26 protein-coding genes and 1 tRNA gene are annotated in these 23,842 nt (G+C 65.8%); 14 read left to right on the forward strand and 13 right to left on the reverse strand.

What is annotated here, in order from left to right; all coding sequences use genetic code 11:
• Window positions 1-456 precede the first annotated feature (456 nt).
• The 5 genes from WP12_RS05055 to infA form a co-directional block, all read right to left on the reverse strand.
• Window positions 457-532: transfer RNA gene (locus WP12_RS05055), tRNA-Phe, on the reverse strand.
• Window positions 533-598: 66 nt separating this feature from the next.
• A complete protein-coding gene (locus WP12_RS05060) occupies window positions 599-772 on the reverse strand; it encodes a DNA gyrase inhibitor YacG (protein WP_235398973.1) in 174 nt (57 codons plus the stop codon).
• Window positions 750-1,751 carry a hypothetical protein gene (locus WP12_RS25480; RefSeq protein ID WP_046192679.1) on the reverse strand — a complete coding sequence of 334 codons (1,002 nt, stop codon included), beginning with the start codon at window positions 1,749-1,751 and terminating at the stop codon, window positions 750-752. The genes WP12_RS05060 and WP12_RS25480 overlap by 23 nt, the downstream gene beginning before the upstream one ends.
• Window positions 1,744-2,328, reverse strand: coding sequence for a Maf family protein (locus WP12_RS05070; protein WP_046192724.1), 585 nt, complete (start codon window positions 2,326-2,328; stop codon window positions 1,744-1,746). Before WP12_RS05070 ends, WP12_RS25480 begins: the two co-directional genes overlap by 8 nt.
• A gap of 161 nt (window positions 2,329-2,489) precedes the next feature.
• Window positions 2,490-2,708 (reverse strand): translation initiation factor IF-1, encoded by a 219-nt coding sequence (infA, locus tag WP12_RS05075; protein WP_010162480.1) that lies wholly within the window; start codon window positions 2,706-2,708, stop codon window positions 2,490-2,492.
• A gap of 254 nt (window positions 2,709-2,962) precedes the next feature.
• Here infA and WP12_RS05080 point away from each other — a divergent pair, with 254 nt between their 5' ends.
• Window positions 2,963-3,451: a flavin reductase family protein gene (locus tag WP12_RS05080; RefSeq protein ID WP_046192725.1), complete on the forward strand. Its 489-nt coding sequence runs from the start codon at window positions 2,963-2,965 to the stop codon at window positions 3,449-3,451.
• Between the two features lie 113 nt (window positions 3,452-3,564).
• Here the strand turns inward: WP12_RS05080 and WP12_RS05085 are convergent, their stop codons facing one another.
• Window positions 3,565-4,155: a peptidylprolyl isomerase gene (locus WP12_RS05085; RefSeq protein ID WP_046192680.1), complete on the reverse strand. Its 591-nt coding sequence runs from the start codon at window positions 4,153-4,155 to the stop codon at window positions 3,565-3,567.
• A 273-nt stretch (window positions 4,156-4,428) separates the two neighbouring features.
• On the opposite strand from WP12_RS05085, the gene WP12_RS05090 reads away from it, so the two are divergent.
• Entirely contained in the window at window positions 4,429-6,084 is a 1,656-nt protein-coding gene (locus WP12_RS05090; protein WP_046192681.1) for a tetratricopeptide repeat protein, read from the forward strand.
• 10 nt (window positions 6,085-6,094) lie between these two features.
• Window positions 6,095-6,943, forward strand: a complete 849-nt coding sequence (locus tag WP12_RS05095) for a 4-(cytidine 5'-diphospho)-2-C-methyl-D-erythritol kinase (RefSeq protein WP_046192726.1) — start codon at window positions 6,095-6,097, stop codon at window positions 6,941-6,943.
• Here the strand turns inward: WP12_RS05095 and WP12_RS05100 are convergent.
• Complete coding sequence (locus WP12_RS05100; protein WP_046192682.1) at window positions 6,940-7,305, reverse strand: hypothetical protein; 366 nt, start codon at window positions 7,303-7,305, stop codon at window positions 6,940-6,942. The genes WP12_RS05095 and WP12_RS05100 overlap by 4 nt on opposite strands.
• 85 nt (window positions 7,306-7,390) lie before the next feature.
• Here WP12_RS05100 and WP12_RS05105 point away from each other — a divergent pair, with 85 nt between their 5' ends.
• A complete protein-coding gene (locus tag WP12_RS05105; protein WP_046192683.1) occupies window positions 7,391-7,657 on the forward strand; it encodes a hypothetical protein in 267 nt (88 codons plus the stop codon).
• A gap of 33 nt (window positions 7,658-7,690) precedes the next feature.
• Here the strand turns inward: WP12_RS05105 and WP12_RS05110 are convergent, their stop codons facing one another.
• Window positions 7,691-9,340, reverse strand: a complete 1,650-nt coding sequence (locus WP12_RS05110; protein ID WP_046192684.1) for an electron transfer flavoprotein-ubiquinone oxidoreductase — start codon at window positions 9,338-9,340, stop codon at window positions 7,691-7,693.
• A gap of 110 nt (window positions 9,341-9,450) precedes the next feature.
• Here WP12_RS05110 and WP12_RS05115 point away from each other — a divergent pair, with 110 nt between their 5' ends.
• From WP12_RS05115 to moaB, 3 genes are all read left to right on the forward strand, one after another.
• On the forward strand, window positions 9,451-10,218 hold the full coding sequence (locus WP12_RS05115; RefSeq protein WP_046192685.1) for a uracil-DNA glycosylase: 768 nt from the start codon (window positions 9,451-9,453) through the stop codon (window positions 10,216-10,218).
• The gene (locus WP12_RS05120; protein ID WP_046192686.1) at window positions 10,218-11,987 is read left to right on the forward strand and encodes a lytic transglycosylase domain-containing protein; all 1,770 of its coding nucleotides are present in this window, start codon (window positions 10,218-10,220) and stop codon (window positions 11,985-11,987) included. The genes WP12_RS05115 and WP12_RS05120 overlap by 1 nt, the downstream gene beginning before the upstream one ends.
• A gap of 148 nt (window positions 11,988-12,135) precedes the next feature.
• Complete coding sequence (gene moaB, locus WP12_RS05125; protein WP_046192687.1) at window positions 12,136-12,663, forward strand: molybdenum cofactor biosynthesis protein B; 528 nt, start codon at window positions 12,136-12,138, stop codon at window positions 12,661-12,663.
• Between the two features lie 155 nt (window positions 12,664-12,818).
• Here moaB and WP12_RS05130 read toward each other — a convergent pair whose 3' ends face one another.
• The 4 genes from WP12_RS05130 to radA all read right to left on the reverse strand — a co-directional run bounded on the left by WP12_RS05130 (window position 12,819) and on the right by radA (window position 16,797).
• Window positions 12,819-13,370: a hemerythrin domain-containing protein gene (locus WP12_RS05130; protein ID WP_046192688.1), complete on the reverse strand. Its 552-nt coding sequence runs from the start codon at window positions 13,368-13,370 to the stop codon at window positions 12,819-12,821.
• An 83-nt stretch (window positions 13,371-13,453) separates the two neighbouring features.
• Window positions 13,454-14,542: a PA0069 family radical SAM protein gene (locus WP12_RS05135; RefSeq protein WP_046192689.1), complete on the reverse strand. Its 1,089-nt coding sequence runs from the start codon at window positions 14,540-14,542 to the stop codon at window positions 13,454-13,456.
• A 147-nt stretch (window positions 14,543-14,689) separates the two neighbouring features.
• Window positions 14,690-15,259 carry a CvpA family protein gene (locus WP12_RS05140; RefSeq protein ID WP_046192690.1) on the reverse strand — a complete coding sequence of 190 codons (570 nt, stop codon included), beginning with the start codon at window positions 15,257-15,259 and terminating at the stop codon, window positions 14,690-14,692.
• 170 nt (window positions 15,260-15,429) lie between these two features.
• A complete protein-coding gene (gene radA / locus WP12_RS05145; RefSeq protein WP_046192691.1) occupies window positions 15,430-16,797 on the reverse strand; it encodes a DNA repair protein RadA in 1,368 nt (455 codons plus the stop codon).
• 15 nt (window positions 16,798-16,812) lie between these two features.
• Here radA and WP12_RS05150 point away from each other — a divergent pair, with 15 nt between their 5' ends.
• From WP12_RS05150 to WP12_RS25210, 3 genes are all read left to right on the forward strand, one after another.
• Window positions 16,813-17,022 carry a hypothetical protein gene (locus WP12_RS05150; protein ID WP_046192692.1) on the forward strand — a complete coding sequence of 70 codons (210 nt, stop codon included), beginning with the start codon at window positions 16,813-16,815 and terminating at the stop codon, window positions 17,020-17,022.
• A gap of 145 nt (window positions 17,023-17,167) precedes the next feature.
• Window positions 17,168-19,519, forward strand: coding sequence for a patatin-like protein (locus tag WP12_RS05155; RefSeq protein ID WP_046192693.1), 2,352 nt, complete (start codon window positions 17,168-17,170; stop codon window positions 19,517-19,519).
• Between the two features lie 113 nt (window positions 19,520-19,632).
• Entirely contained in the window at window positions 19,633-19,803 is a 171-nt protein-coding gene (locus WP12_RS25210) for a hypothetical protein (RefSeq protein ID WP_160299158.1), read from the forward strand.
• Between the two features lie 91 nt (window positions 19,804-19,894).
• Here the strand turns inward: WP12_RS25210 and WP12_RS23925 are convergent, their stop codons facing one another.
• Complete coding sequence (locus WP12_RS23925; protein ID WP_084690973.1) at window positions 19,895-21,136, reverse strand: HWE histidine kinase domain-containing protein; 1,242 nt, start codon at window positions 21,134-21,136, stop codon at window positions 19,895-19,897.
• A 272-nt stretch (window positions 21,137-21,408) separates the two neighbouring features.
• On the opposite strand from WP12_RS23925, the gene WP12_RS05170 reads away from it, so the two are divergent.
• The 4 genes from WP12_RS05170 to WP12_RS05180 all read left to right on the forward strand — a co-directional run bounded on the left by WP12_RS05170 (window position 21,409) and on the right by WP12_RS05180 (window position 23,746).
• Window positions 21,409-21,720 carry a lipopolysaccharide assembly protein LapA domain-containing protein gene (locus WP12_RS05170; protein WP_046192695.1) on the forward strand — a complete coding sequence of 104 codons (312 nt, stop codon included), beginning with the start codon at window positions 21,409-21,411 and terminating at the stop codon, window positions 21,718-21,720.
• The gene (pyrF, locus tag WP12_RS05175; RefSeq protein WP_084690974.1) at window positions 21,717-22,397 is read left to right on the forward strand and encodes an orotidine-5'-phosphate decarboxylase; all 681 of its coding nucleotides are present in this window, start codon (window positions 21,717-21,719) and stop codon (window positions 22,395-22,397) included. The genes WP12_RS05170 and pyrF overlap by 4 nt, the downstream gene beginning before the upstream one ends.
• A gap of 26 nt (window positions 22,398-22,423) precedes the next feature.
• Window positions 22,424-22,591 (forward strand): DUF5818 domain-containing protein, encoded by a 168-nt coding sequence (locus WP12_RS25485; RefSeq protein ID WP_200894459.1) that lies wholly within the window; start codon window positions 22,424-22,426, stop codon window positions 22,589-22,591.
• A 141-nt stretch (window positions 22,592-22,732) separates the two neighbouring features.
• A complete protein-coding gene (locus tag WP12_RS05180) occupies window positions 22,733-23,746 on the forward strand; it encodes a sulfate ABC transporter substrate-binding protein (protein ID WP_046192696.1) in 1,014 nt (337 codons plus the stop codon).
• Window positions 23,747-23,842 lie beyond the last annotated feature (96 nt).

Genomic DNA, 23,842 nt, shown 5'->3' on the forward strand with positions numbered 1-23,842 from the left:
GAGCAAGACCGGCCCGACGTCGCGATAGCACGTGCGATCTGGCAGGCGGCGCAGGCCGGGTTCGACTTCCAGTCGCTGGTGTTCATCGATGAGACCGGCACGACCACGAGCATGGTGCGAACCCATGCCTCTTTCGTCGGAACGCGCGGTCGGCGGATGCGATGTGCAGCAAGATGCGATTGCTATTTGAGGCTCGCCTATTGTTCCCACGAATGGGGCAGCTGTCTCGACAGTCGAAGCAAAGATGCTCCTCTTGCAGCCAAACTGGAGCGCATCAGGCGACCGCGAATTGGGGGCGAACGAGAACAGCCCACGTCGATCCCCGATTGTCAGTGCGTTAAAACGTCTCCAAGCACGGTGCTTGATGCATAGCGAGCGAGGAAACCCCGCAATTCCGCCACTAATCACGGCGATGCCCAATCGGCTCACCGCACTGCTCTGTCAAAGGGAGGAAAATGGTGCCCAGGGACGGGATCGAACCGCCGACACTGCGATTTTCAGTCGCATGCTCTACCAACTGAGCTACCTGGGCACGATAGCGCTGGAGGCGTGCCTATAGAGGGGGGCCAATCATTCTGTCCAGCCCGCTTTTGCCAAATTATTCAGCTTCGTGATCGCTCGCCGGATCGGCCGGCGGCCCGGGAATGCGATATCCCTCGTCCAGCCATTTTAACAGGTCGCGATCGCGGCAGCCCTGGCTGCAGAACGGCGAATGCTGCGCGGTTTCCGGCTTGCGGCAGACGGGGCATTTAGGGGTTTTCTGCATCGACATATCCCGCCGATATGGCGAGCCTGGCCTCGGCGCGCAAGCCGATCGGCGCACCGATCCGGCGGGCGAGCCCGGCCTGCCAGTCTTCGCGCTTCCCGATCAGGGCGATGACGGCAGGAGCGGCGACCAGCGTCCGCGTCCCTGCCCCCGGGGTACGTTCAGCCCGGCGCAGCAATCCGCGCGCGGCCACGCCCAGCGGATCACCCTGTATACGCTCGGGCAGCGACGCCTGCGCGCGGCGGCGGACGATCTGGAGAAAGCCGAAACCGTTGACGGCGGTGCGCTCGAATGGCTGCGGCAGGATCGCGTCGACCGCGTCGGCCGCCGCCTGCCGCGCCGCCTTGCTGCCCGCGGTCGGCAGGTCGATGCCGATCGAGCCGGTGATGCCATGGCGCACGATCATCCGCGCCGCCGCCCCTGCCCCCGCTACCGCCAGTTCTGCCAGACCCAGCCAGCCGTCGACATCGATCAGGCTCATCGCCGGCGTCAGCGACAGGCGCAGCGCGCCGCCCTCGAAATCGGTAAGGCCGGTCGCGGCCTCCTCGATCAATTCGGACCAGCCCGCCGCCTCCAGCGCGTCAGGCTGATGCGGCTGAAGCTGGCGCAGCGATTCGCCGCTCGCCTCTATCCGTTCCAATAAGGTGGGCGCATCGGCGGCCACGGCGTCGGCCGCCGCCTGCCGCGCGATCGCCAGCTTGGCGCGGCCTGGCTCAGGCAGCGAAGCGCGATGAATCTCCACGAGCAGTCGCGCCCCTTCGGATACCCCCTTGGGCACCGGTTCGATCAGCGCATCCTCGCCACCGTCGAGCGTCACGATCGCCCGCCGGCCTGGTATGACGATGCGGCTCAGCCGCGCCCAGGCGATCGTCCCGGCGCGCACCCCGTCGTCGTCGGCCTCGATCGCGGCGGCGACGATCGCGCCATCCTCGATCAGCGCAGCGCGTATCTCGCCGATGCCGGCCTCATATAGCCATTCACGCATCGGAATCGGGCAGCAGCCCGGCCGCGACGAGCAACGCGCGGGTTTCGAACAGCGGCAGGCCCATAACCCCCGAATGGCTGCCCGACAGCATCCGCACCCAGCTTTCGGCATAGCCTTGAATAGCATAGCCACCCGCCTTGCCCCGCCATTCGCCACCGGCAAGATAGGCTTCGATCTCGGCGACGGTCAGCCGCTTGAAGGCCACGATGCTGGTCGACAGGCGGTGCCGCGCGACGCCCGCCGCATCGATCAGCGTCACCGCCGAATGGACGCGGTGCCGCCGCCCCGACAAAAGCTGCAGGCAGGCCCGGGCTTCGGCGACATCCTCCGTCTTGGGCAATATCCGCCGGCCGGCGGCGACGACCGTGTCGGCTCCCAACACCAGCGCACCCGGATGCCGCGCCGCCACCAGCGCCGCCTTGGCTGCGGCAACGCGCGCGGCATAGCGCGCGGAATCCTCGCCCTTCAGCGGGGTCTCGTCGATATCGGCGGGATCGATGTCGCTGGGGCGAATCCCCAGCCGGCCGATCAGTTCGGCCCGGCGCGGACTGCCCGAAGCCAAAATGAGGGGAGTCATCAGCGGCGACAAAGGCGTGTCATCAATTGACTCAGGGCGAGCCGAAAATGGTGTTTTTCGAGAACCGGCGCGCAGCGTACTTTAATGTACATGAGCACCGGACGCGCAGAAAAGCAGCATTTGCAGGCCGGCCTGGGTCAATTGATGACACGCCGCCGTCCTTATTTGAAACGATAGGTGATGCGACCCTTGGTCAGATCATAGGGCGTCAGCTCGACGAGCACTTCGTCGCCGACGAGCACGCGGATCCGGTTCTTGCGCATCTTGCCGGCGGTATGACCGAGAATCTCATGGTCATTTTCCAGCTTAACCCGGAACATGGCGTTGGGCAGAAGCTCAACCACCTGCCCGCGCATTTCCAGCAACTCTTCTTTCGCCAAACCGCAGCCTCTTAAACATCTCGCGTGGAATCGGCGTCGCCATACGCGCTTGGCCACGAAAAGAAAAGCGGCGCTTGGCGATGGCGGACGGCATTCATCCCAAATCGGCCCGACGGTGACATGAGGCCACGATCATTAGAGTAAACATCATTGGAAGCGCGCCGCGCTTCGCCCTAGACGATGGGTCCCGGCAACGTTGCGTGGGCTGCGGTATTTCGATAGCGGCTTTGCTCAGCGCGGAAGAGGAGATTCATGTGACCGACGACGAAATCAGGGACGGCTTTCGCCACGCCATGCGCCGGCTCGCCACCACGATCGCCCTGATTACCGCCGGCCGCGACGATAAATGCACCGGGATGGCCGCCACGGCGGTGATGTCCGTGACCGCCGATCCGCCGACACTGCTGATCGCCGTCAATCGCACGGCGAGCATCCATCCGGTGCTGTCGTCGTCCGAGCGCTTCTGCGTCAACCTGCTCGCCGATCGCCATCAGGATCTGGTCGGCATCTTCAGCGGCAAGAAAAAAGGCCTCCAACGCTTCGAAGACGGCGGCTGGACCCCGGGCGCCGACGGCGTCCTCGTCCTCGACGATGCGCTCGCCAGCCTGATGTGCCGCGTCACCCAGACGATCGATGTCAGCACCCACACGCTGTTCATCGGAGAGGTCGAGAATGTCGTCAATCATGACGAGATCACCCCGCTGGTCTGGGTCGATGGCACTTTCGCCAACGCGGCGCGGTAACCGGATATCTGATCGTCATTTCGGCGAAGGCTGGCATCTCAGAAAAATTCGGGCGCTCTGGCCTCAAAAGATTCCAGCATTCGCTGGAATGACGAAATGGGGTCGGCGGGCGTCTAATCCACCCGCCTCGCCTCGATGATCACGATCGGCTTGCGGATCATCTGCCCCTTCATCGCCCCGGCCCCGCCGGGCCAGGTCTTCGCGGCCAGGATTCGCTTCACCACCGGCATGCCCGAAACCACCTTTCCGAACGCGGCATAGCCGGCGCTGTCGCCCTGTCCGCCGGGCCGCGCATCCATCGCCGGAGACGGGCCCGCCAGAATGAAGAAATCGCCCATCGCGCTGCCCGGCGCGCCGCGCGCCATCGATATCGTGCCGTCGACGTGGCGCAGTCCGGTCCTGCTGGTCGGCTCATGCGCGATCGGCAGCAGCGAGCGGATCGCCGCGCGGCGGATCCCGCCCTGGATAAGGCCCATGGCCGCATTCCCCCGCGCCGGCGCGGCGCGGTAGAAGCTGGTGCCGTCGAACTTCTTCTGATCGACATAGGCCAGGAAATTATTCGCGGTGATCGGCGCGCGGCGAACATCAACTGCGACGGTGATCGTCCCCTCGCTTGTCTTGAGCGCCACCCGCACCTTCGAAGGGGCGGCGAGGACCGGCGGACAGAGGATGAGGGCGACTAGCAAAAGAAGGCGGCGAATCATCCGCCTATCCTAGCGCACCCGTGACGCTCTTCCAGAGTGGTTGGCGCCGGCCCGCATCCGCCCCCATCGTTAGGGCACAAGAAGCGGGCGGGCCGGCGCCCGCGGCCCCGGGGCAGGGGCCGTGTCTGCGTCATCAGCATTGTCGAAAACCGATAGCGCTGTTGATATTTATTCGCAATAGCATAAATTGCCTTGCGAGTTTCATCTCAGCAAACTTGGTCCGCCGCCGATATTCTGCGATAGAGACCGCCCGGTTTGAGGGCGGAGTCTGACGTGCGGCTAAAAATTGGATATGTTGCAACGGCTTTGCTGATCGCCACGCCCGGCATGGGTCAGGCCAGTATCACCGAAAACTCGTCGGAGATGCGCCAATATGTCCGCGCGCGCCTAGCCGACGCCGCGGGCATGCCCGATGCCGCGGCCAGCAGCTATGCCCGCCTGCTTCAGGCCGCGCCCCAGGACAAGCGCCTAGCGCTGCGCACCTATCGGCAGGCGCTCACCGCCGGCAATTTCAAGCTGGCCAGCCAGGCCGCGCAGCAGCTCGACCGGCTGTCGGCGCTGCCGCCCGACGCGGTGCTGATGCTGCTGGCCGACGCGGTGAACGTCAGGGACTGGAACCGCGCCTCGATCGTCGTAAACCGGCTGGAGCGCGAGCAGGTGTTCGCCTTTCTCGCGCCGGTAATGCGCGGCTGGGTCGCGCTTGGTCAGCGCAAGGACGATCCGGCCCGGCTGGTCGCGCCATCGGCGGGCTCCCAGCTCGCCAATGCCTATGCCCGCGATCATTATCTGCTGATCGCGCTCGCCGCCGGCCGCACCGATATACTCGGCGACCTGCGCCGGTTGATGGCCGCCAATGACGCGCGCGCCGTGCGGCTGCAACTTGCCGCCGCCGCCTTGCTCATGCGCCGCGGCGACGCCGCCAACGCCGCGCAGATCCTGCAGGGACGCGCGCCGGAGCTCGAGATCGCCCGCGCCGCGGTCGCCGCTGGCCGGCCCGTCATCGGCGCGATCGACACCCCCGCGCTCGGCCTTGCCGAGCTGCTTGCCCAACTCGCGATCGACGTGAAGGGCAATGACGGGCGCTCGCCGGTCTCGCTCCAGCTCGCCCGCCTCGCCAATTATCTCGCGCCCGACAATGCCGCCGCGACCATCGCCACCGCCGATCTGCTCGCCTCCAACGGCTATCACGAGGCGGCGCTGGCGGCGCTCGCCAGGGTGCCCGTCGACAATCCGCTGGCCGAAGCCGGACGCCAGCAGCGCAGCGGCATCCTGCTCGCGAAGGGCGACAAGGAAGCGGCGCTCGCCGAAGCGAAGAAGGTCGCCGCACGGCCCGATGCTGGCCCATCGGCGTTCATGGATCTGGGCGGCATATTGTCCGATCTCGACCGGCCGGCCGAGGCCGCGCAGGCCTATCAGCGAGCGCTCGATCTCGGCAAGGCGGACGGCAAGCTGAACTGGATCCATATATTCCTAAAGGCCGGCGCGCTCGACCGGTCGGGCGACTGGGCGGGCGCAAAGATATTGCTGCATCAGGCCAATGCGCTGGCCCCCGGTCAGGCGATCATCCTCAACTATATCGGCTACGGCATGCTCGACCGGGGTGAGAATCTCGCTGAGGCGCAGGCCTATATCGAACGGGCGAGCGGGCTCGATCCCAATGACGCCGCAATCGCCGATTCGCTCGGCTGGCTCTATTACAAGCGCGGCAATTATGCCGGGGCGATCGCCGCGCTCGAACGCGCGGTGTCGGGCGATCCCGGCCAGTCGGTGATGAACGAGCATCTCGGCGACGCCTATTGGGCGGCGGGCCGGCGGATCGAGGCGCGCTACGCCTGGCGCGCCGCGCTCGTCCAGGCCGACAAGCCGAGCGCCGAGCGGATCAACCGCAAGCTTTCCGATGGCCCGGGCGACGCGCTCACCGCCAAATAGCCTTGTTACCGTGACCGCCACCACCAACGCCGAAACGGCCTATGCCAAGATCAACCTCGCGCTCCATGTCCGGCGGCGCAGGGCCGACGGCTATCATGATATCGAAACAATCTTCGCCTTCGCCGACCGTGGCGACCTGATCGAGACGATAGACGGCGACGCGCGCCTGTCACTGCGCGGCCCCTTCGCCGGGGCGCTGGCGGGCGAAGATCCCGACCATAATCTGGTGATGCGCGCCGCGCGGCGGCTCGCCGCGCTGGCCGGCGAGCCCGCGCCCGCCATCCTGCTCGACAAGATGCTCCCCGTCGCGGCGGGGATCGGCGGCGGATCGGCCGACGCGGCGGCGGTTATGCGCTTGTTGTGCCGCCGCTACGCGATGACGCTCGACGATCCACGCGTCGCCGCGCTGGCCCGCGATCTCGGCGCGGACGTGCCCGCCTGCCTCGCGTCGGTCACGTTGCGGGGCGACGGGCGCGGCGACGATCTGCTGCCGGTTGAGGCGACCACCCTTACCGGCCTGCCGCTGCTCCTCGTCAACCCGCGCATCGCGCTGGCGACCGGGCCGGTCTTCAAGGCGTGGGACGGGATCGATCGCGGCCCACTCGCTGGCGGAGATCCGCTCGCGGCGGCGCTGGCCGGCCGCAACGACCTCGAACCGCCAGCCAGGGCGCTATGCCCGGTGATCGGCGACATCGTCACGATGCTGGCGGCGCAGCCAGGCGCGCTCCTCGCCCGGATGTCTGGATCGGGCGCGACCTGCTTCGCATTGTTCGAAACGCTGGATCGGCGTGATGCCGCGGATATGACTATCGCCGCCGCCCGTCCGGGCTGGTGGCGGATGGCCTCGACGCTGCGCTAAGCGACTTTAGCGATCGTCACGCCCTCATATTTGGCTTCGGCCGGATTGAAGAGCGACTGGACGGTGAAGGTCTCGGCCGTCAGCGAGACATTGTTGAGCCCCGCGAGCTTGAACGTGCCGAGCTTCAGCTCCGAGGGAACCTTGCCATCGCGCAGTACCGCGACACCGTCGATGAACAGATCGTCATGCTTGGTGTAGAGGATCTGCGGCGCAATCTGCATGCTCGTGCGGTTATAGGTAGCGACGATGCACAGCTTGCGGCGGATCGCCTGGACGATCAGTTCGGCCTCGGTCGAGAGCGCGGGGCCCTCGGTTGGCGCTGCGGCGCGGCCGAGCGATAGGGTTTTGCGCGGAGTGGACATTGCCGGGCGCATATCGGGGCATCGCGCAATACGCAAGCGCGCTGCGGTTAAGGCTGACGCAAGCTGGGCACCGCTATCGGGAAATATGCTTCGTATCCTGCTCCCGCTATCGCTCCTCGTCGCCCTGCCCGCACAGGCCCAGGTAGAGGAGGACGCCGAGCATCGCGCCGACCGGCTGCGCACGATCGAACTCAACAAGCGCGCTCAGTCGGTTGTGGACAAACGCGACCGTGGCAATGCGGACGTCCGCGAAACCAATCGCCGCAATCAGGAGCGCTATGAGCGTCAGCGCGACGAATGGCGGGCTCGCGTCGCCGCCTGCCGCGCAGGGGATTACGACGCTTGCAACTGAAACGGGCCGGAACTTTCCCCGGCCCGTCCCACATCACATATTCGGGTAGTTCGGCCCGCCGCCACCCTCGGGCGTCACCCAGTTAATATTCTGGGTCGGGTCCTTGATGTCGCAGGTCTTGCAGTGGACGCAGTTCTGCGCGTTGATCTGGAGCTTCGGATCGCCTTCCTCGCGGCCGACGATCTCATAGACCCCTGCCGGGCAATAACGCTGCTCGGGCGCGTCATACCAGGGCAGGTTGATGTCGACCGGTACGGTCGGGTCTTTCAGCTGCAAATGGACCGGCTGGTCCTCCTCATGATTGGTGTTCGACAGGAACACCGAGGAGAGACGGTCGAAGCTGACGACGCCATCGGGCTTGGGATAGGCGATCTTCGGCGCGATATCCTGGCGCCACATCCCCTCATTGTCCTTGTGGTGCTTCAGGGTGAAGGGCAGCCCGATGCCGAGGTTGCGCATCCACATATCCGCGCCAGCCAGCAGCGTGCCACCGACGGGCCCGAACTTGGCGATGAACGGCTCCGCGTTGCGGACGATCTTTAGCTCCTTGGCGATCCAGCTGTCGTTGAGCGCCGCTGGATAGCTGGCCAGCTCGTCGCCCTCGCGCTCGGCGCCGATCGCGTCGAACGCGGCTTCGGCGGCGAGCATGCCCGATTTCATCGCGGTGTGGCTGCCCTTGATGCGCGGCACATTCACGAAACCCGCCGAGCAGCCAATCAGCGCGCCGCCGGGGAAGACCAGCTTCGGCACTGCCTGCCAGCCGCCCTCGTTGATCGCGCGCGCGCCGTACGAGATGCGGCGGCCGCCCTTCAGAATCTCGCGGATCTTCGGGTGCTGCTTCCAGCGCTGGAATTCCTCGAACGGATAGAGGTGCGGATTCTTGTAGCCGAGCCCGACCACGAAGCCGAGCGCGACCTGGCCATTGGCCTGATGATAGAGGAAGCCGCCGCCGACCTCGTCGGTTAGCGGCCAGCCCTGGGTGTGGATCACCCGCCCGGGAACGTGCAGGTCGGGATCGATATCCCACAATTCCTTGATGCCGATCGCATAGGTCTGCGGCTGGCAATCGGACTCGAGGTCGAACTTGCCCTTGAGCATCTTCGACAAATGACCGCGCACGCCCTCGGCGAAGAAGGTGTACTTCGCGTGGAGTTCCATGCCGGGCTGATAGTCGGGCTTGTGCTCGCCTTCGCGGCTGACGCCCATGTCGCCGGTCGCGACGCCCTTCACCGATCCATCCTCATTGTAGAGGATCTCGGCGGCGGCGAAGCCGGGGAATATCTCGACTCCCAGATTCTCGGCCTGCCCCGCCAGCCAGCGGCACAGATTGCCGAGTGACAGCGTGTAGGTGCCCTTGTTGTGCATGAAGCCGGGCATCGCGATATGCGGCATCGAAAACTGACGGTTCTTGGTCAGGATCCAGTGATGGTTCTCCGTGACCGGCACGGTCAACGGGCTGTCCATGTCCTTCCAGTCGGGCAGCAGTTCGTCGAGCGCGATCGGATCGACCACCGCGCCGGACAGGATGTGCGCACCCACCTCGGAGCCCTTTTCGAGCACGCAGACGCCGATCTCGCGGCCGCTCTCTATCGCCAGCTGCTTCAGCCTGATCGCGGCGGCCAGCCCGGCCGGGCCGGCTCCCACGATCACGACATCATATGCCATGGAGTCGCGCGTCGACATCTTGTCCGTCCTTGTTCCTTGCTTCCGATCGTCCCGTCAAAAAAACGTCACGCCCGAAAGCCGCTGCCCCCAGATTGACTGCTTCGTCAACACATTACTTTAGTCCGCTCATGGTTTTGGGGGGAAATATAGAATCGTCGGAGGCGTTCTCGAGTCTGGTCACATGGTGGCAAGACGCGGGCCTCGACGTGCTTGTCGACGAGACGCCGCGCGACTGGCTGACGAAGGTCGACCCGGCCTTTGCCGCGCCTGTGACGGGCGCTGCTCCGGCGCCTGCCGAAGCCCCGCGCGCCGCGCCGGTCGCGGCAACGCCGGCAGCCGCAAAGCCGGCCTTCCCCGACAGTCTTCCCGCTTTTCAGGCCTGGCTCGCGGGCAGCGAGAAGCTCTCCATTCCCCTCGCCGCGCGGGTCGCGGCGGCGGGTGATCCCGCATCCGGCGCCATGGTGCTGGTCGATCTACCCGAGGCCGAAGACCATCTGGCCGGCAAGCTCCTGTCGGGCGCAGCGGGGCAACTGTTCGACAAGATGGTCGCCGCGATCGGCCGCGGCCGCGACAGCCTTTACCTTGCCGCGATGGCGCCCGGCCGCCCTGCCGGCGGTTATGTGGACAAGGCGTCGGGCGCGTTGTTCGGTGAACTGGCGCGGCACCATGTCGCGCTCGCCCGGCCCCGCATCCTGCTGCTGATGGGCGAGCAGCCCTCGCGCGCCTTCCTCAACATGGGCTTCGTCGAGGCGCGCGGGCGCGTCCATGATGTCAGCCTCGCGGGCGGCGCCGTCCCCGCCATCGCGACCTTCCATCCCCGGACCCTGCTCCAGCATCCCGAACAGAAGCGGCGTGCCTGGGAAGACCTGCAATTGCTCATGAAGGCCCTTGGTTGATGCGTACGCTGCTTCTCGCCGGCCTGCTGGCCGCAACCCCCGCGGTCGCTGCGGCGCAGAGCGCGGTGACAGTGCCGGCCGCCGCCGCGGGCATCGCCGCCGCTGCGCAGCCGCTCCCGCTCGTCTCAGGGCTGACCGTCGACCAGCGCAGTAAATATCGCAGCATCTTCGCCGCGATCCGCAGCAATGACTGGACGGCCGCCCGCGCCGGGATCGACGCCCTGCCCAACGGTCCGCTCACCGATGTCGCCGAGGCCGAGCTGATCCTCGCCAAAGGATCACCCAAGGCGTCCGACGACAGCGTGACGATGTTGCTGACCAGCTCGGCGGAACTCCCGCAGGGGGCCGAACTCGCTGCGATCGCTTCGCGTCGGGGCCTGACGACCGGCGCGCTGCCGACAATCCGCGACCTCATCCGCTTCGCTGGTCCGTCGAAGCGCCAGTCTGCGCGCGCGCAGCGCAACGACCGTGCCGCCGCCGCGCTGGCGCAGGTCGCCGGGCCGATGGTCCGCAACGATCAGCCGAGCGAGGCCGAGGTGCTCGTCACTGCCCGTCTCAATGATCTTTCACCCGAGGCGCAGGCCGAATGGCTGCACCGCGTCGCCTGGGCCTATTATCTGTCCGGCGACGACGCCAATGCCCGCCGCGTCGCCGATCGCGCCCGTCCGGGCGTCGGCGACTGGGCGGTGCAGGCGAACTGGGTCGCCGGCCTCGCCGCCTGGCGGCAGAAGGACTGCGCCGCCGCCGGCCTCGCCTTCGAACAGGTCTCAAGCCGCGCGCGCGATCCCGAGATGATCGCCGCCGGTCTCTACTGGGCGAGCCGCGCCGACATGGCCTGCAACCATCCCGAACGGGTCGAGGCGCGACTGCGCTCGGCGGCGCGGATGAAGGAAAGCTTCTACGGCCTGATCTCCCAGGCAGCGCTGGGGCTGACCGACGACGGCGGATCGAACATGAAGCTGACCGCCAACGACTGGTCGGCGATCGGCGCGATCCCGAATGTCCGCCGCGCGACCGCGCTCGCCGAGATCGGGGAGACCGCACTGGCCGATCAGCTGCTGCGCCATCAGGCGCGGATCGGGCTGAGCCGCGATCATGAATCGCTCGTCCATCTCGCCGCGCGGCTCAACCTGCCCGCTACCCAGATATGGCTCGCGCAGAACGGCCCGTCGGGCGCACGGCTGTCCGCATCGTCGCGCTACCCGATGCCCGGCTGGACCCCGCCTTCGGGCTGGCAGGTCGACAAGGCGCTGATCTTCGCCCACGCGCTCCAGGAATCGCAGTTCCGCACCGATGCGACCAGCCCAGCTGGCGCACGCGGCGTGATGCAGCTGATGCCCGGCACCGCGCAGATGATCGCCCGGCACCAGGGCCGCACCCTCGATCCCTCTTCGCTCTCGCAGCCCGCGACCAGCATCGATCTCGGTCAGGCCTATCTGCGCGAACTCGGCGGCATGAACGCGACGGGGGGGCTCCTGCCCAAGGTCATTGCCGCTTATAATGCGGGACCGACTTCGGTTGCCAACTGGAACGCGCGCGGCCGCAACCTCGCCGATCCGCTGCTGTTCATCGAATCGATCCCCTTCGTCGAAACCCGCGCCTATGTCGCGATCGTGCTGCGCAATTACTGGATGTATCAGCGTCAGGCGGGCGCCAAGCCGGCCAGCCTCATGGCGATCAGCCAAGGCCTGTGGCCGCGCTTTCCCGGCCTGCCCGGCCGCGACGCGATCCGCATGACCTCGCTCGGCGCACCGGCTGCGGCGGACTGAACCCCTCGATACCCGTCATGCCAGCCCTTCGACTGACTTACAGGCGCTCAGGATAAACTTCAGCAAAGCTGAAGGCTGGCATCTCGTGCGGCAAGCGCTACATCGTCTCCTGAGACCCAGCCTTCGCTGGGCTGACGGTGAGACAGACATGCCCATCAAGGAAGACCTCCCCTTTCACCCCGTTTGCATCGCGGTGCTAACCGTCTCGGACAGCCGCGACCTTTCACAGGACCGCTCGGGCGACACGCTCGTCATGAGGATCGAAGGCGCCGGTCACATCCTCGCCGACCGCGCGATCGTGAAGGACGATGTCGAGCTGATCACCGCGCGTCTCCACGGCTGGATCGACGACCCGCAAGTCGACTGCGTCATCACCACCGGCGGCACCGGCGTTACCGGCCGCGACGTCACCCCCGAAGCGCTCAGGCAGGTGTGGGACAAGGAAATCCCCGGCTTTGGTGAGCTGTTCCGCTGGCTGAGCTATGCCAAGATCGGCACCTCGACGATCCAGTCGCGCGCCACCGCCTGCGTCGCGCGCGGCACCTATATCTTCGCGCTGCCCGGCTCGACTGGCGCGGTGAAGGATGGCTGGGACGACATCCTTGTCCACCAGCTCGACAGCCGCCACATGCCCTGCAACTTCGTCGAACTGATGCCGAGATTGCTGGAGCGGTAGCCCGCCGTCACACCGACCGTCACCCTGGACTTGATTCGGGGATTTTGCCGCGTCGCGGACCGCGAATGCGGTCCGCAAGGCCGAACGGCCGCCCGAGCTTATGCGAGGAAGCCAAGGCGGCGGATGCCGCCGCCCGGCGCTTGAGGGCCAAATAATTACGCTATCTTCAACCCCTCCAGGTTCATCGCCTTCGTCAGCGCGGCGTTCTCCTCCTCGCTCAGCATGTTCCGCAGCTTCGGGAAGATCCGTTCCTCCTCCTCGCGCATATGCGTCTCGATCATCGCGCGGAAATCGCGGATCTTCGGCAGGAATTGCGGATGATTGGCGGCCATGCTGCTGAGTTCGAAAAGATATTGCTTCACATAGCCATGGTCGCTGTTGAGATGATCCGCCTCGGCGACCTGGCCATGGACACGCAGCGCCGCGTAGATCGCGTTCTCCTCCTCGAGTGCATGTTTGGCGAGGGCATGCTTTAGCTGGGTGAGCAGGATCGCCCGGCGCGTGCTGTGCTTGTCCTCGGTCTTTTCAATCTGGTCGAAGATCGCGAGCGTTGCTTGATGCTCGGCCGCGAGCGCATCGTCCCATTCGCCCGCCATCAGGGTCGGTGCCTGGACGAACATCTTTCGCACGGCGTTAGCGGCGAGCCCCGCCGTCAATCCGGCCGCCGCGCCGATCGCGAAGCTGCGGGTGGTCTTTTCCTCCAACATGACGTCTCTCCTGCGTGTTCGGGGTTTGGCGTCAGAACGAAGCAGGCCCGGCCCGGTTGCGGAAACGCAGGTGAAACAACCTCTTAGAACAGATTCAGTTGGTCGGTCGGCACCCGGAACAGGTCGGTGCGGGCGCCGAACCGCTCGACATTCAGGCCATGTTTGCGGCAGGCCAGCTTGAACCGCGCCTGCAGCGCCGCCGCATAGGCGCCCTGCGGCCGAAAGCGATCGAAGAAGTCCGGATTATTGTCGCGCCCGCCGCGCATCGCGGCGATCATCGCCATCACCTTGGCGGCGCGATCGGGATAGTGGACCGCCAGCCACTCGCGAAACAGCGGCGCGACCTCATGGGGCAACCGCACGACGATCGAGAAGGCCGACTTCGCCCCCGCCTCTGCGCCCGCCGCGACAATCGCCTCGATCTCATGATCGTTGATCGCGGGCACGATCGGCGACACGCTGACCGACGTCCGGACCCCCGCTCTCGATAGCGCGGCAATCGCACCGATCCGCCGCGCCGGGGCCGATGCGCGCGGCTCCATCCGCCGGGCGAGCGCGGGATCGAGCGTCGTCACCGACATCATCACCGCCGCCAGCCCCTTCGCCGCCATCGGCCCGAGCAGGTCGAGATCGCGCAGGATGCGCGCCGACTTGGTGGTGATCACCACCGGATGATCATGTTCGGACAGAACCTCCAGGATTTCGCGGGTGATCCGATAGCGCTCCTCGATCGGCTGATAGGGATCGGTGTTCGTGCCCAGCGCCATCGGCTCGCAGCGATAGCTCGGCTTTGCCAGTTCCTTGCGCAACAGCGCCGCCGCAGTCGGCTTGGCGAACAGCTTCGTCTCGAAGTCGAGCCCCGGCGACAGGTTCTGATAGGCATGGGTCGGCCGGGCGAAGCAATAGATGCAGCCATGCTCGCAGCCGCGATAGGCGTTGATCGAGCGGTCGAAGGCGATGTCGGGCGACTGGTTGCGGGTGATGATCGTGCGCGGCGTCTCGATCGTCACTTCGGTGCGCAGCGGCGGCCCTTCGCCATCGATGTCCTCACGCGCGTCGAGCCAGTCGCCGTCGCTCTCACGCGCCTTGTCGTCGAAGCGCGCGCTCAACCCGGCGTTGGTCGCGCCACGCCCTTTGACCAGGGGCGGCGAGGGTCTGGATGACTCGGCCATGATGATAGGAACATAACAGGAACAAATATGCACGCAAGCGGGATCGTACACGCGTCGCCCCGGCGGAGGCCGGGGCCGCCAGCGGCTCTGTAATGAGGTCGAAGCAATGAGCAGAGGCGGCTCCGGCCTCTGCCGGGGCGACGAGATTTAGTTGGCCTTCTTGCCCTTCGCCGGCTCGGCCGAATTGCTCGGCTCGCTGCCCACCAGCCCACCCGCCTTGCGGCGATTCCCGACCCAGTCGACGATCGACCGCCCCGTCGCGTTGAGCAGCGGATGGGTTCGCGAAGTGCGCATCCAGCCGGGGCGTTCGGCGGTGGAGCCATAGAGCGTGTCATAGCCGAGATTGATCAGCAGATAGCCCAGCGTGACGATGATCAGCCCTTTCAGCGCACCGAAGCCGAAGCCCAGCACCCGATCGAGCGGCCCAAGCACCGAGCCGCGCGTCCGCCGCCCGATCGAACCGGCGATCAGCTTGCCGCCCGCATAGACGATCAGGAACAGCAGCGCGAAGGCGAGGACGCTCGCGCCGCTCGCGCTCCCGACCACCCCGGTCAGCATTTTCGCGAAGGGGGTGTGCAGCAGCTTGAGCGCGAGGATCGCCGCGACCCAGGAACCGAGCGAGATCACCTCGGTGACGAAGCCGCGCAGCATGCCGAAGAGCGCGCCGCCGAAGATCGCGATCAGCACGATGATGTCGAGACCGGTCAGGCCGCTCATGGCGTGATATCCCCGTTGTAGCCATCACCCTGAACTTGCCTGCCGCTGCGAAGACAGGGGTCAAGGGTCCACTCACTCCCCTGAGCGCCGCTCCGCTGTGGGGATGGATGCCGAAACAAATTCGGCATGACGGCATGAGGATAGGGGGATGATGAAAACACCCCCGCTAGCTACCGCCGCCCAAGGATATGGTCAACGAGAGCGCCAAGCGTCGAGAAGCTCTCCACCCGCATCCCCGCCTGTTTCTCGTCCTTGCCCGCCGGCCCCCACGCCTTGCCGAAACCCAGCTTCGCGGCTTCCTTCAGGCGCAGATTGGCATGCGCCACCGGCCGTATCTCCCCTGACAGCGCGACCTCGCCATAGGCGATGCAGTCGGTCGGCACCGGGCGTTCGGCAAGCGCCGATACCAGCGCCGCCGCCACCGCCATGTCGGCGGCCGGATCGGACACCCGATAGCCGCCGGCAATGTTCAGATAAACCTCGGCGGTCGAGAAACTCAGCCCACAGCGCGCCTCCAGCACCGCGAGGATCATCGCCAGCCGCCCCGAATCCCAGCCGACCACCGCACGCCGAGGCGTCGCCCCGCTCTGCAACCGTACCGTCAGCGCCTGGATCTCGACCAGCACGGGCCGCGTTCCCTCGATCGCCGGAAAGACGGTCGCCCCGCTCATCCCCTCGCCTCGTGCGGTCAGGAACAACGCGCTGGGATTCGCGACTTCGTCGAGCCCTTCCTCCGCCATCGCGAACACGCCGATCTCGTCGGTGCCGCCGAAGCGGTTTTTCACGGCGCGCAAAATGCGGTATTGATGACTGCGCTCGCCCTCAAAGCTCAGCACCGTGTCGACCATATGTTCGAGCACGCGCGGTCCCGCGATCGATCCGTCCTTGGTGACATGGCCGACGAGCACCAGCGCGGCACCGCTTTCCTTGGCGAAGCGGATCAGCTCCTGCGCCGACGCACGCACCTGGCTCACCGTGCCCGGCGCGCCCTCAATCAGGTCGCTGTGCATCGTCTGGATCGAATCGATCACCAGCAGTCCCGGCCGCGCCTTCTCCATCGTCGTGAGGATGTCACGCACCGACGTAGCGGAAGCGAGCTGCACCGGGGCCATCCCCAGCCCTAGCCGCCGCGCGCGCAGCCGCACCTGATCGGCCGCCTCCTCGCCCGAGATATAGGCGACCGACTGCCCCGCCAGCGCCATCCGCGCCGCCGCCTGCAACAACAGGGTCGACTTGCCGATCCCCGGATCGCCACCGATCAGCGTCGCCGATCCCGGCACCAGTCCGCCGCCCAGAGCGCGGTCGAACTCGGCGATCCCGGTAGACCAGCGCTTCGGCAGAGGAATATCGGCATCGAGCCCGACCATCGCGATCGCGCGGCCGCCGGTGCGCAAATTATGCTTGGCCGAAAAGACGGTGACGTTCGAGGCCTCCTCGGCCATCGTGTTCCACTCGGCGCAATCGGCGCACTGCCCCTGCCACCGCGTCGCGACACTACCGCAGGCCTGGCACACATAGCGTTTCTGCGGCTTCGCCATTTCGTCCCTTCGCGCTTGCTCTACGAACAAAAGGGGTACATCATCACCATCATCATGACAAGCGACCCCGAAGATAAAGCCCGCAGCCGCGCCCGGCTCGCCGAACTGCTGACCAGTGCGCCGCCGCGCGTGGAAGACGAAACCACCCGCCGCAATCGCTACGCCTGGCACCGCGCCAGCGAACAGGAGCGGCGGCGCATGCTCAAGGATTGCGGCTGGCTGTAAACACCTCGTCGCCCCGGCGGAGGCCGGGGCCGCCATAGGCTCTCGCGATACAAAAGCCGCAGGAACTTCTGGCGGCCCCGGCCTCCGCCGGGGCGACGCTTTATTTTTACTGGCGTCCTTCCCCCAACAATGGAAAACATCCCCCATGCGGGAGAAGGAACTGCGGCTCGCGCTGGTCTGCTATGGCGGAGTCAGCCTTGCCGTCTACATGCACGGGATCAGCAAGGAACTGTGGCGCCTCGCCCGCGCCAGCCGCGCCTATCATGACGGGGATCCCGCGGCCCCGGGCAGCGAGACGATCTACCGCCAGTTGCTCGAACGCATCGAAACCGATCATGGCGTGAAGCTGCGCGTCCTGATCGACGTCATCGCGGGGGCCAGCGCGGGCGGCATGAACGGGCTGTTCCTCGGGCAGGCGATCTCCTCCGGCCAGTCGCTCGAACCGCTCACCGACCTGTGGCTCGACCGTGCCGATGTCGAGGTGCTGCTCGATCCCGATGCCCGCCCGCTGTCGCGCTTCTCGAAGCTCTGGGCGCTGCCCTTCGCCTGGATGCTCGCCCGGCGGCGCGGCGGCACGGTCGAGCGCACCGTCGCCGCCGGCACCCGCGCCGAGGTCCGCCGCAAGCTGTCGGGCTTCGTGCGGGCCCGCTGGTTCCATCCGCCCTTCGGCGGCGTCACCTTCTCCAACCTGATCCTCGACGCCTTCGACGCGATGGCCGCCGCCCCCGCCGGCCCGCCGCTGCTGCCAGAACGCCAGCCGCTCGACGTGTCGGTCACGGTCACGGACTTTCACGGCTATAATCAGCGACTGCGGCTGCACAGCCCGGCGCTGGCCGAGGAGCGCGAGCACCGGCTGACGATCGCCTTCACCGATCGGGGCGTCGACGGCCGGAACCTCGCCGACGCCGCCGAACTCACCTTCGCCGCGCGCGCGACCGCAAGCTTTCCCGGCGCCTTCCCGCCGTTCAACGTCGCCGAGCTCGACAAGGTGCTGAAGAGCCGCGACCGCGACTGGCCGGGCCGCGAGACCTTCCTCCACCGCATCTTCCCGCGCGCGGCGGCGGGGGGTAGCCCCGAGGATCTCGTGCTGATCGACGGCTCGGTCCTCGCCAACGCGCCCTTCCGCCCGGCGATCGAGGCGCTGCGCAACCGCCCCGCCCGGCGCGAGGTCGACCGGCGCTTCGTCTATCTCGATCCCACCGCGAATGTTCAGGCGATGCCCGAGCGGCACAGCGACGGCATCGTTCGCCTCCCCGGCTTCTTCGCGACGATCTTCGGGGCGATGTCGACCATCCCGCGCGAACAGCCGATCCGCGACAATCTGGAGGTCATCGAGCAGCGCTCGGTCCGCATCGCCCAGACGAAGCGGATCATCGACGCGATCCGGCCCGAGGTCGACGCTGCCGTCGAAAGCGCGATGGAGCGGCAGCTTCTCCTCTATCGCCCAAGCGCCGAACGCATCGGCGGCTGGCGCACCCGCGCGCACGAACAGGCGGCGAAACGCGCGGGCTTCACCTATGCCGGCTACGGCCAGCTCAAGCTGACGATCATCGCCGAGGAACTCACCTCGATGATCGCGCTGCTGGCGGGTACCGAGGATGTCGCCGAGCGCCACGCGATCCGCGCGCTGATCGGCGCGCATATGCGCCGCCTCGGCTTCGAGGAACCCGACGCGCTGAGGGCCGGCAACACCAGCGACGCGCTGATCGATTTCCTGCGCCAGCACGATCTCGGCTTCCGTATCCGCCGCCTGCGCTTCCTCGCCGACCGGCTGACCGAGATCGAGGCGGGCAGCGGCGGCAGCGACGAGGTGGGGGTGCAGGCCGCGCGCGATGCGATCTACGGCTCGCTCGCGCCTTTCCTCAATCTGCAAATGCGCGACCATTATGAGCGGCCCGTGGTCGCCGCCGCGCAGCATATTGCCGACGACCCCGAGACTGCGATCGCGGCGATCGGCGCGACCCGCAATCTCGAAACGCTCGACCTTGCCACCGACCGCGCGATCGCCGCCGTACTGCCGCGCCTGTCCAAGACCGACCGGCGCACGCTGCTGCTCGCCTATCTCGGCTTCAGCTTCTACGACCTCGCCACCCTGTCGCTGATGCGCGTCCAGGGCGCGCAGGAATTCCATGCGATCCAAGTCGACCGCATCTCCCCCGACGACTGCGGATCGATCCGGCAAGGCGGCGCGGAGGCGACCCTCAAGGGCATCGAGTTCAACCTGTTCGGCGCCTTCTTCAGCCGCGCCTATCGCGAGAACGACTATCTCTGGGGCCGCCTCCACGGCGCCGAGCGGACGGTCGACATCCTGATCTCGACGCTCCCCTCAGGCGAGACGATCGCCACCACCGATATCACCGAGATCAAACGCACCCTCTTCCGCGCGATCCTCGACGAGGAACGGGGGCGGCTGAACGCGGTGCCCGACCTGATCGACACGATCGAGCGGGAAGTCGCTCAACTCGGTGGCCCGGCCAAGCAAAATGCACGCGCATAATATCAGGCCCGCATCCGCGACACTGCCCGATATTTGATCCGCACTGTTCGACGCCTTCGATGTCGGCGGCACTTAGCTGGCCGCGCCGCGTTACAGGTCGTCAGGAACAAAATATGGTCGATCGTCAGAATATCATTGCCGTCGGGCTTCTCACACGGGCGGATCTCGACCTGTTGGGGAGAGGCTTTCGCGCGGCGATACCCGTCCAGGACGTGCACGGGTTCGAGGCCTTGCTGGACGCGATTGACGACGCCGAACGGCATGCGCTCGGGAAGCGCGGATAGTTCACATGGACGGAGCCGGTCGGTATTCGGCGAGCGCGGCTGCGCAGACGTCGCGAAACGCGGTCCCGATCACCGCCATTTCTTTGGAGGTTCAGGCGTCGAGCGGCACGTCGAGCGTGTAGACAAAACCTGTCGGGTCGTAGCGAAGCTCGACCTTGCCGTTCAGCTGCTGACCAAGCGATGTCATCATCCGCGTTCCGAAACTGGAGCGCGTCGGCACGACGACAACCGGCCCGCCGGTTTCCGTCCACGCGAAATGAAGGCGCCCGTCATTGAGCGACCAGGCAATGCGAACCTGACCCTCCGGCACCGACAGGGCTCCGAACTTGGTGGTATTGGTGCAAAGCTCGTTCAGGGTCATCGCGAACGCAATTACGGAGCTCGACGTGATCCGGATATCGTCGCCCGTGATCACGAAATGGCCCTGGCCCTGATCGAACGGTTCGATGGCACTCCGGACTATGCTGTCGATCGTCGCATTTTCCCAGCTCACCCGGGTCAGGAGATCATGGGCCCGCGCGAGAGCGGCGAGCCGGCCATTGATAGCATCGCTGGCATGGGCCATGCTGGTTGCGGTCCGGAGGCTCTGATGAGTGATCGCCCCGACGGTGGCGAGCATATTCTTGATCCTGTGGTGCAGTTCCGCGTGGATCAAATGCTGCAACCTGTCGGCGGCCTGGCGTTCCTCCGCATCGATGCCGGACTGGACGAGCAGCGCCTTGGCGTCGATGCCCGCCTGCTCCAGCGCCAGCCTTAGCGCGTCGTTCTCGGTCGCGAGGGCATCTCGCAGCGGCCGGCCCTCATCTATGATCAGCTGCTGCTTCTCGGTATCGAGGACAGTCTTCAGGAGCAGGGCTTTCGCGTCGACACCCGCCTGCTGAAGCTGGTCGCGGAGGTCCTTGTTTTCCTTGGTCAGCGGATCGTCGGCGACGATCAGCAATGGCATCACCTTCAACGCGCCTTTGCCGACCATCTCCTGAAGTTGCAGGACCATTTGGGGAATTTCGAGCGGTTTAGAGAAGAAACGGCTGTCCGAAGGTTTGTCGGCGTCGGTGACGACGATCTGCCCGGACACCAGAATGATCTTGATATGCGGCCAGCGGCTGTGCACTGCATGGGCGAGCTTCAGTCCGTCCATGCTTCCCGGCATCTGAATATCTGTGAACAACAGCGATATGTCATCGCGCGATTCAAGAATTTGGATCGCCTCATCAGCACTCACGGCTTGAATCGGCACAAATCCAGCATCTTCGACAATGTCCACGGCCCGCATCCGCAACACCATCTCGTCCTCGACGACCAACACGATAGGCGCAGAATCAGTCAATGCCATCGTCAGTTCCTGGGAAGAGGGCCTTATCTTCTAAAAGAAAGGGCCGATAAAACGGGTATGAAAGCCCGACATTTCTGTCAGAGAATGCAAGAGTTACGCAGCCTTAACGAAATTCATAGTTTATACCAGAAGAACAGTGGTTGAGCGGTTAACCGCCGAGGAAGCTGGCGCCATAAACAAGGCTTACCACATTCTCGTCCGACGCCCGGCCACCGCGATGCCCCACTCACCCCACCCTTGACCCCGCCCCACCGCTGGAGGACAAGCGCCTGATGCACTTCCTCAAGACCTTGTTCTGGGTGATCCTCGCCGTCACCGCGGTGATCTTCTCGCTCCGCAACTGGCAGCCGGTCCCGATCAATCTGTGGGCCGGGATGACCGCCGACGTGAAATTGCCCGTCCTGCTGGTGATCGCCGTGCTGATCGGCTTCCTGCCGACCTATGCCGTCCACCGCACCAAGCTCTGGCGGCTCAAGCGGCGGATTGACAATCTCGAACGCAACGCGCTGCTCTCGGCCGAACCCGCGCCAGCCGCGCCGGCCGCCGAACCCGGCTTCATCCAGACCACGGAATCCCCATTGTGACGCGCAGCCCGATCTACGTCGCCATCGACACGACCGATATGGCCCGCGCCAAGGAAATCGCCTCGCGAGTCCACAATCATGTCGGCGGGATCAAGCTGGGCCTGGAGTTCTTCTCGGCGCACGGCCAGGCCGGGGTACGCGAGATGGCGGCGCTCGACCTGCCGATCTTCCTCGATCTAAAGCTCCACGATATCCCCAACACCGTCGCGAAAGCCGTCCAGGCGCTGCACGGTCTTCAGCCCGCGATCCTGACCGTCCATGCCGCCGGCGGTCTCGCGATGATGGAAGACGCCAAGGCCGCCGCGCCGGTCGGCACGAAGGTCGTCGCGGTCACGGTCCTCACCAGCCTCGACGCCGACGATCTCGGCTCGATCGGCGTCGCGCCCGATACCCATGCCCAGGTCGAACGCCTCACCCTGCTCGCGAAGGAGGCCGGGCTCGACGGCGTCGTCTGCTCGGGCAACGAGGTGAAGGCGGCCAAGAAGCTCTGGCCGCAAGGCTTCTTCGTCGTCCCCGGCATCCGCCCGGCAACAGGCAACGGCCATGGCGATCAGAAGCGGGTGATGACCCCGCGCCAGGCGCTCGATCAGGGCGCGTCGATCCTCGTCATCGGCCGCCCGATCACCCAGGCGGAAGACCCCGATCTCGCCGCCCGCGCGATAGAGGCGACGCTCTGAGCGGTCGAGCTGTCGACGAGACGGGCATGCTGCTGCGCGACGGCGGCGGCTTCGTCCTGAAGCGCGATGCCGGCGGTTTCTACCGGCTCGATCTTCACCGCACGCCCGTCGACCTCGTCGAAAAACGCGTGCGGTTGGTCGGCGTCCTGACCGGTCCCGATCACGTCGATGCGGATGGCGTACAACCCGCCTGAGGCACGGAACCCTGCAACTATCGCACGAGTTGCAGCCATATTCGCAGGGCTGCAATCATATCTCTACCGTTTCAATAGATTTTCTTTGTTCTCTTTCAAATGAGTAGAGATATGATCCCGCCATCGACAAGGGGACCATCAATGAACAAGCGTCTGACCATTTTCGCGGCCCTCGCCGCCTCGCTCGCAACGGTGTCGACTGCGGTCGTGTCGGCCGCGCCGGTGCAACTGCTCAACGTATCCTATGATCCCACCCGCGAACTCTATGTCGCGATCAACGCCGCTTTCGCAAAATCGTGGAAGGCGCAGACCGGTCAGGATGTCGCGGTGCGGCAGAGCCATGGCGGCTCGGGCAAGCAGGCCCGTTCGGTGATCGACGGCCTGCCCGCCGATGTCGTCACGCTCGCGCTTGCCTATGACATCGACGAGATCTCGTCGAGGGGCAAGCTGCTCCCCGCCAACTGGCAGGCCCGCCTTCCCAACAACAGCGCGCCCTATTATTCCACGATCGTCTTCCTCGTCCGTAAGGGCAATCCGAAGGCGATCAGGGATTGGGACGATCTGGTGAAGCCGGGCGTCAAGGTCATCACTCCGAACCCGAAGACCTCGGGCGGCGCGCGCTGGAACTATCTGGCCGGCTGGGGCTATGCCCAGAAGAAATACGGCAGCACCGCCGCGGCGCGCGACTATCTGGTCAAACTGTTCCGCAATGTGCCGGTGCTCGATAGCGGCGCGCGCGGCTCCACCACCACCTTCGTTCAGCGCGGCCAGGGCGACGTCCTGCTCGCCTGGGAGAATGAGGCGTTCCTCGCGGTCAATCAGCTCGGCAAAGGCAAGTTCGATATCGTCGTTCCGTCGGTCTCGATCCTCGCCGAACCGCCGGTCGCGATCGTCGACGCCAATGTCGATAAGAAGGGCACCCGCAAGGCGGCCGAAGCCTATCTGCGCTTCCTTTACACGCCGGCCGCGCAGCAGATCATCGGCAAGAACTATTACCGGCCCCGCAATCCGCAGGTGGCGGCCCAGTTCAAGGCGCAGTTCCCGAACGTGTCGCTGTTCACGATCAAGAACTTCGGCGGCTGGAACAAGGCGCAGGCCGCCCATTTCAACGACGGAGCGCTCTTCGATCAGATTCTCGAAGACGCCAAGAAGTAAGAGTCCCCGGGGCGGGGAGAGCGGGCGCCCACCTTTGCTCTCCCCAACTGGGTCTCACGCCAAAAACGCAAAAATCCTTCAAAAAAATCCTTTAAC

The organism is Sphingomonas sp. SRS2 (assembly GCF_000971055.1).
Lineage (GTDB): Bacteria > Pseudomonadota > Alphaproteobacteria > Sphingomonadales > Sphingomonadaceae > Rhizorhabdus.

Excerpts from the sequence above, each read along its gene's own strand:
- WP12_RS23925 (WP_084690973.1), bottom strand. The coding sequence starts at position 21,136 with ATGGCATTGACTGATTCTGCGCCTATCGTGTTGGTCGTCGAGGACGAG.
- WP12_RS05085 (WP_046192680.1), bottom strand. The coding sequence starts at position 4,155 with ATGATTCGCCGCCTTCTTTTGCTAGTCGCCCTCATCCTCTGTCCGCCG.
- WP12_RS05120 (WP_046192686.1), top strand. The coding sequence starts at position 10,218 with ATGCGTACGCTGCTTCTCGCCGGCCTGCTGGCCGCAACCCCCGCGGTC.
- WP12_RS05060 (WP_235398973.1), bottom strand. The coding sequence starts at position 772 with ATGTCGATGCAGAAAACCCCTAAATGCCCCGTCTGCCGCAAGCCGGAA.
- WP12_RS25480 (WP_046192679.1), bottom strand. The coding sequence starts at position 1,751 with ATGCGTGAATGGCTATATGAGGCCGGCATCGGCGAGATACGCGCTGCG.
- WP12_RS25210 (WP_160299158.1), top strand. The coding sequence starts at position 19,633 with ATGGTCGATCGTCAGAATATCATTGCCGTCGGGCTTCTCACACGGGCG.
- WP12_RS05110 (WP_046192684.1), bottom strand. The coding sequence starts at position 9,340 with ATGTCGACGCGCGACTCCATGGCATATGATGTCGTGATCGTGGGAGCC.
- WP12_RS05100 (WP_046192682.1), bottom strand. The coding sequence starts at position 7,305 with ATGTCCACTCCGCGCAAAACCCTATCGCTCGGCCGCGCCGCAGCGCCA.
- moaB (WP_046192687.1), top strand. The coding sequence starts at position 12,136 with ATGCCCATCAAGGAAGACCTCCCCTTTCACCCCGTTTGCATCGCGGTG.
- radA (WP_046192691.1), bottom strand. The coding sequence starts at position 16,797 with ATGGCGAAGCCGCAGAAACGCTATGTGTGCCAGGCCTGCGGTAGTGTC.
- WP12_RS25485 (WP_200894459.1), top strand. The coding sequence starts at position 22,424 with ATGCTGCTGCGCGACGGCGGCGGCTTCGTCCTGAAGCGCGATGCCGGC.
- WP12_RS05170 (WP_046192695.1), top strand. The coding sequence starts at position 21,409 with ATGCACTTCCTCAAGACCTTGTTCTGGGTGATCCTCGCCGTCACCGCG.
- WP12_RS05155 (WP_046192693.1), top strand. The coding sequence starts at position 17,168 with ATGCGGGAGAAGGAACTGCGGCTCGCGCTGGTCTGCTATGGCGGAGTC.
- WP12_RS05130 (WP_046192688.1), bottom strand. The coding sequence starts at position 13,370 with ATGTTGGAGGAAAAGACCACCCGCAGCTTCGCGATCGGCGCGGCGGCC.
- WP12_RS05180 (WP_046192696.1), top strand. The coding sequence starts at position 22,733 with ATGAACAAGCGTCTGACCATTTTCGCGGCCCTCGCCGCCTCGCTCGCA.
- WP12_RS05135 (WP_046192689.1), bottom strand. The coding sequence starts at position 14,542 with ATGGCCGAGTCATCCAGACCCTCGCCGCCCCTGGTCAAAGGGCGTGGC.
- WP12_RS05140 (WP_046192690.1), bottom strand. The coding sequence starts at position 15,259 with ATGAGCGGCCTGACCGGTCTCGACATCATCGTGCTGATCGCGATCTTC.
- WP12_RS05070 (WP_046192724.1), bottom strand. The coding sequence starts at position 2,328 with ATGACTCCCCTCATTTTGGCTTCGGGCAGTCCGCGCCGGGCCGAACTG.
- WP12_RS05115 (WP_046192685.1), top strand. The coding sequence starts at position 9,451 with ATGGTTTTGGGGGGAAATATAGAATCGTCGGAGGCGTTCTCGAGTCTG.
- WP12_RS05105 (WP_046192683.1), top strand. The coding sequence starts at position 7,391 with ATGCTTCGTATCCTGCTCCCGCTATCGCTCCTCGTCGCCCTGCCCGCA.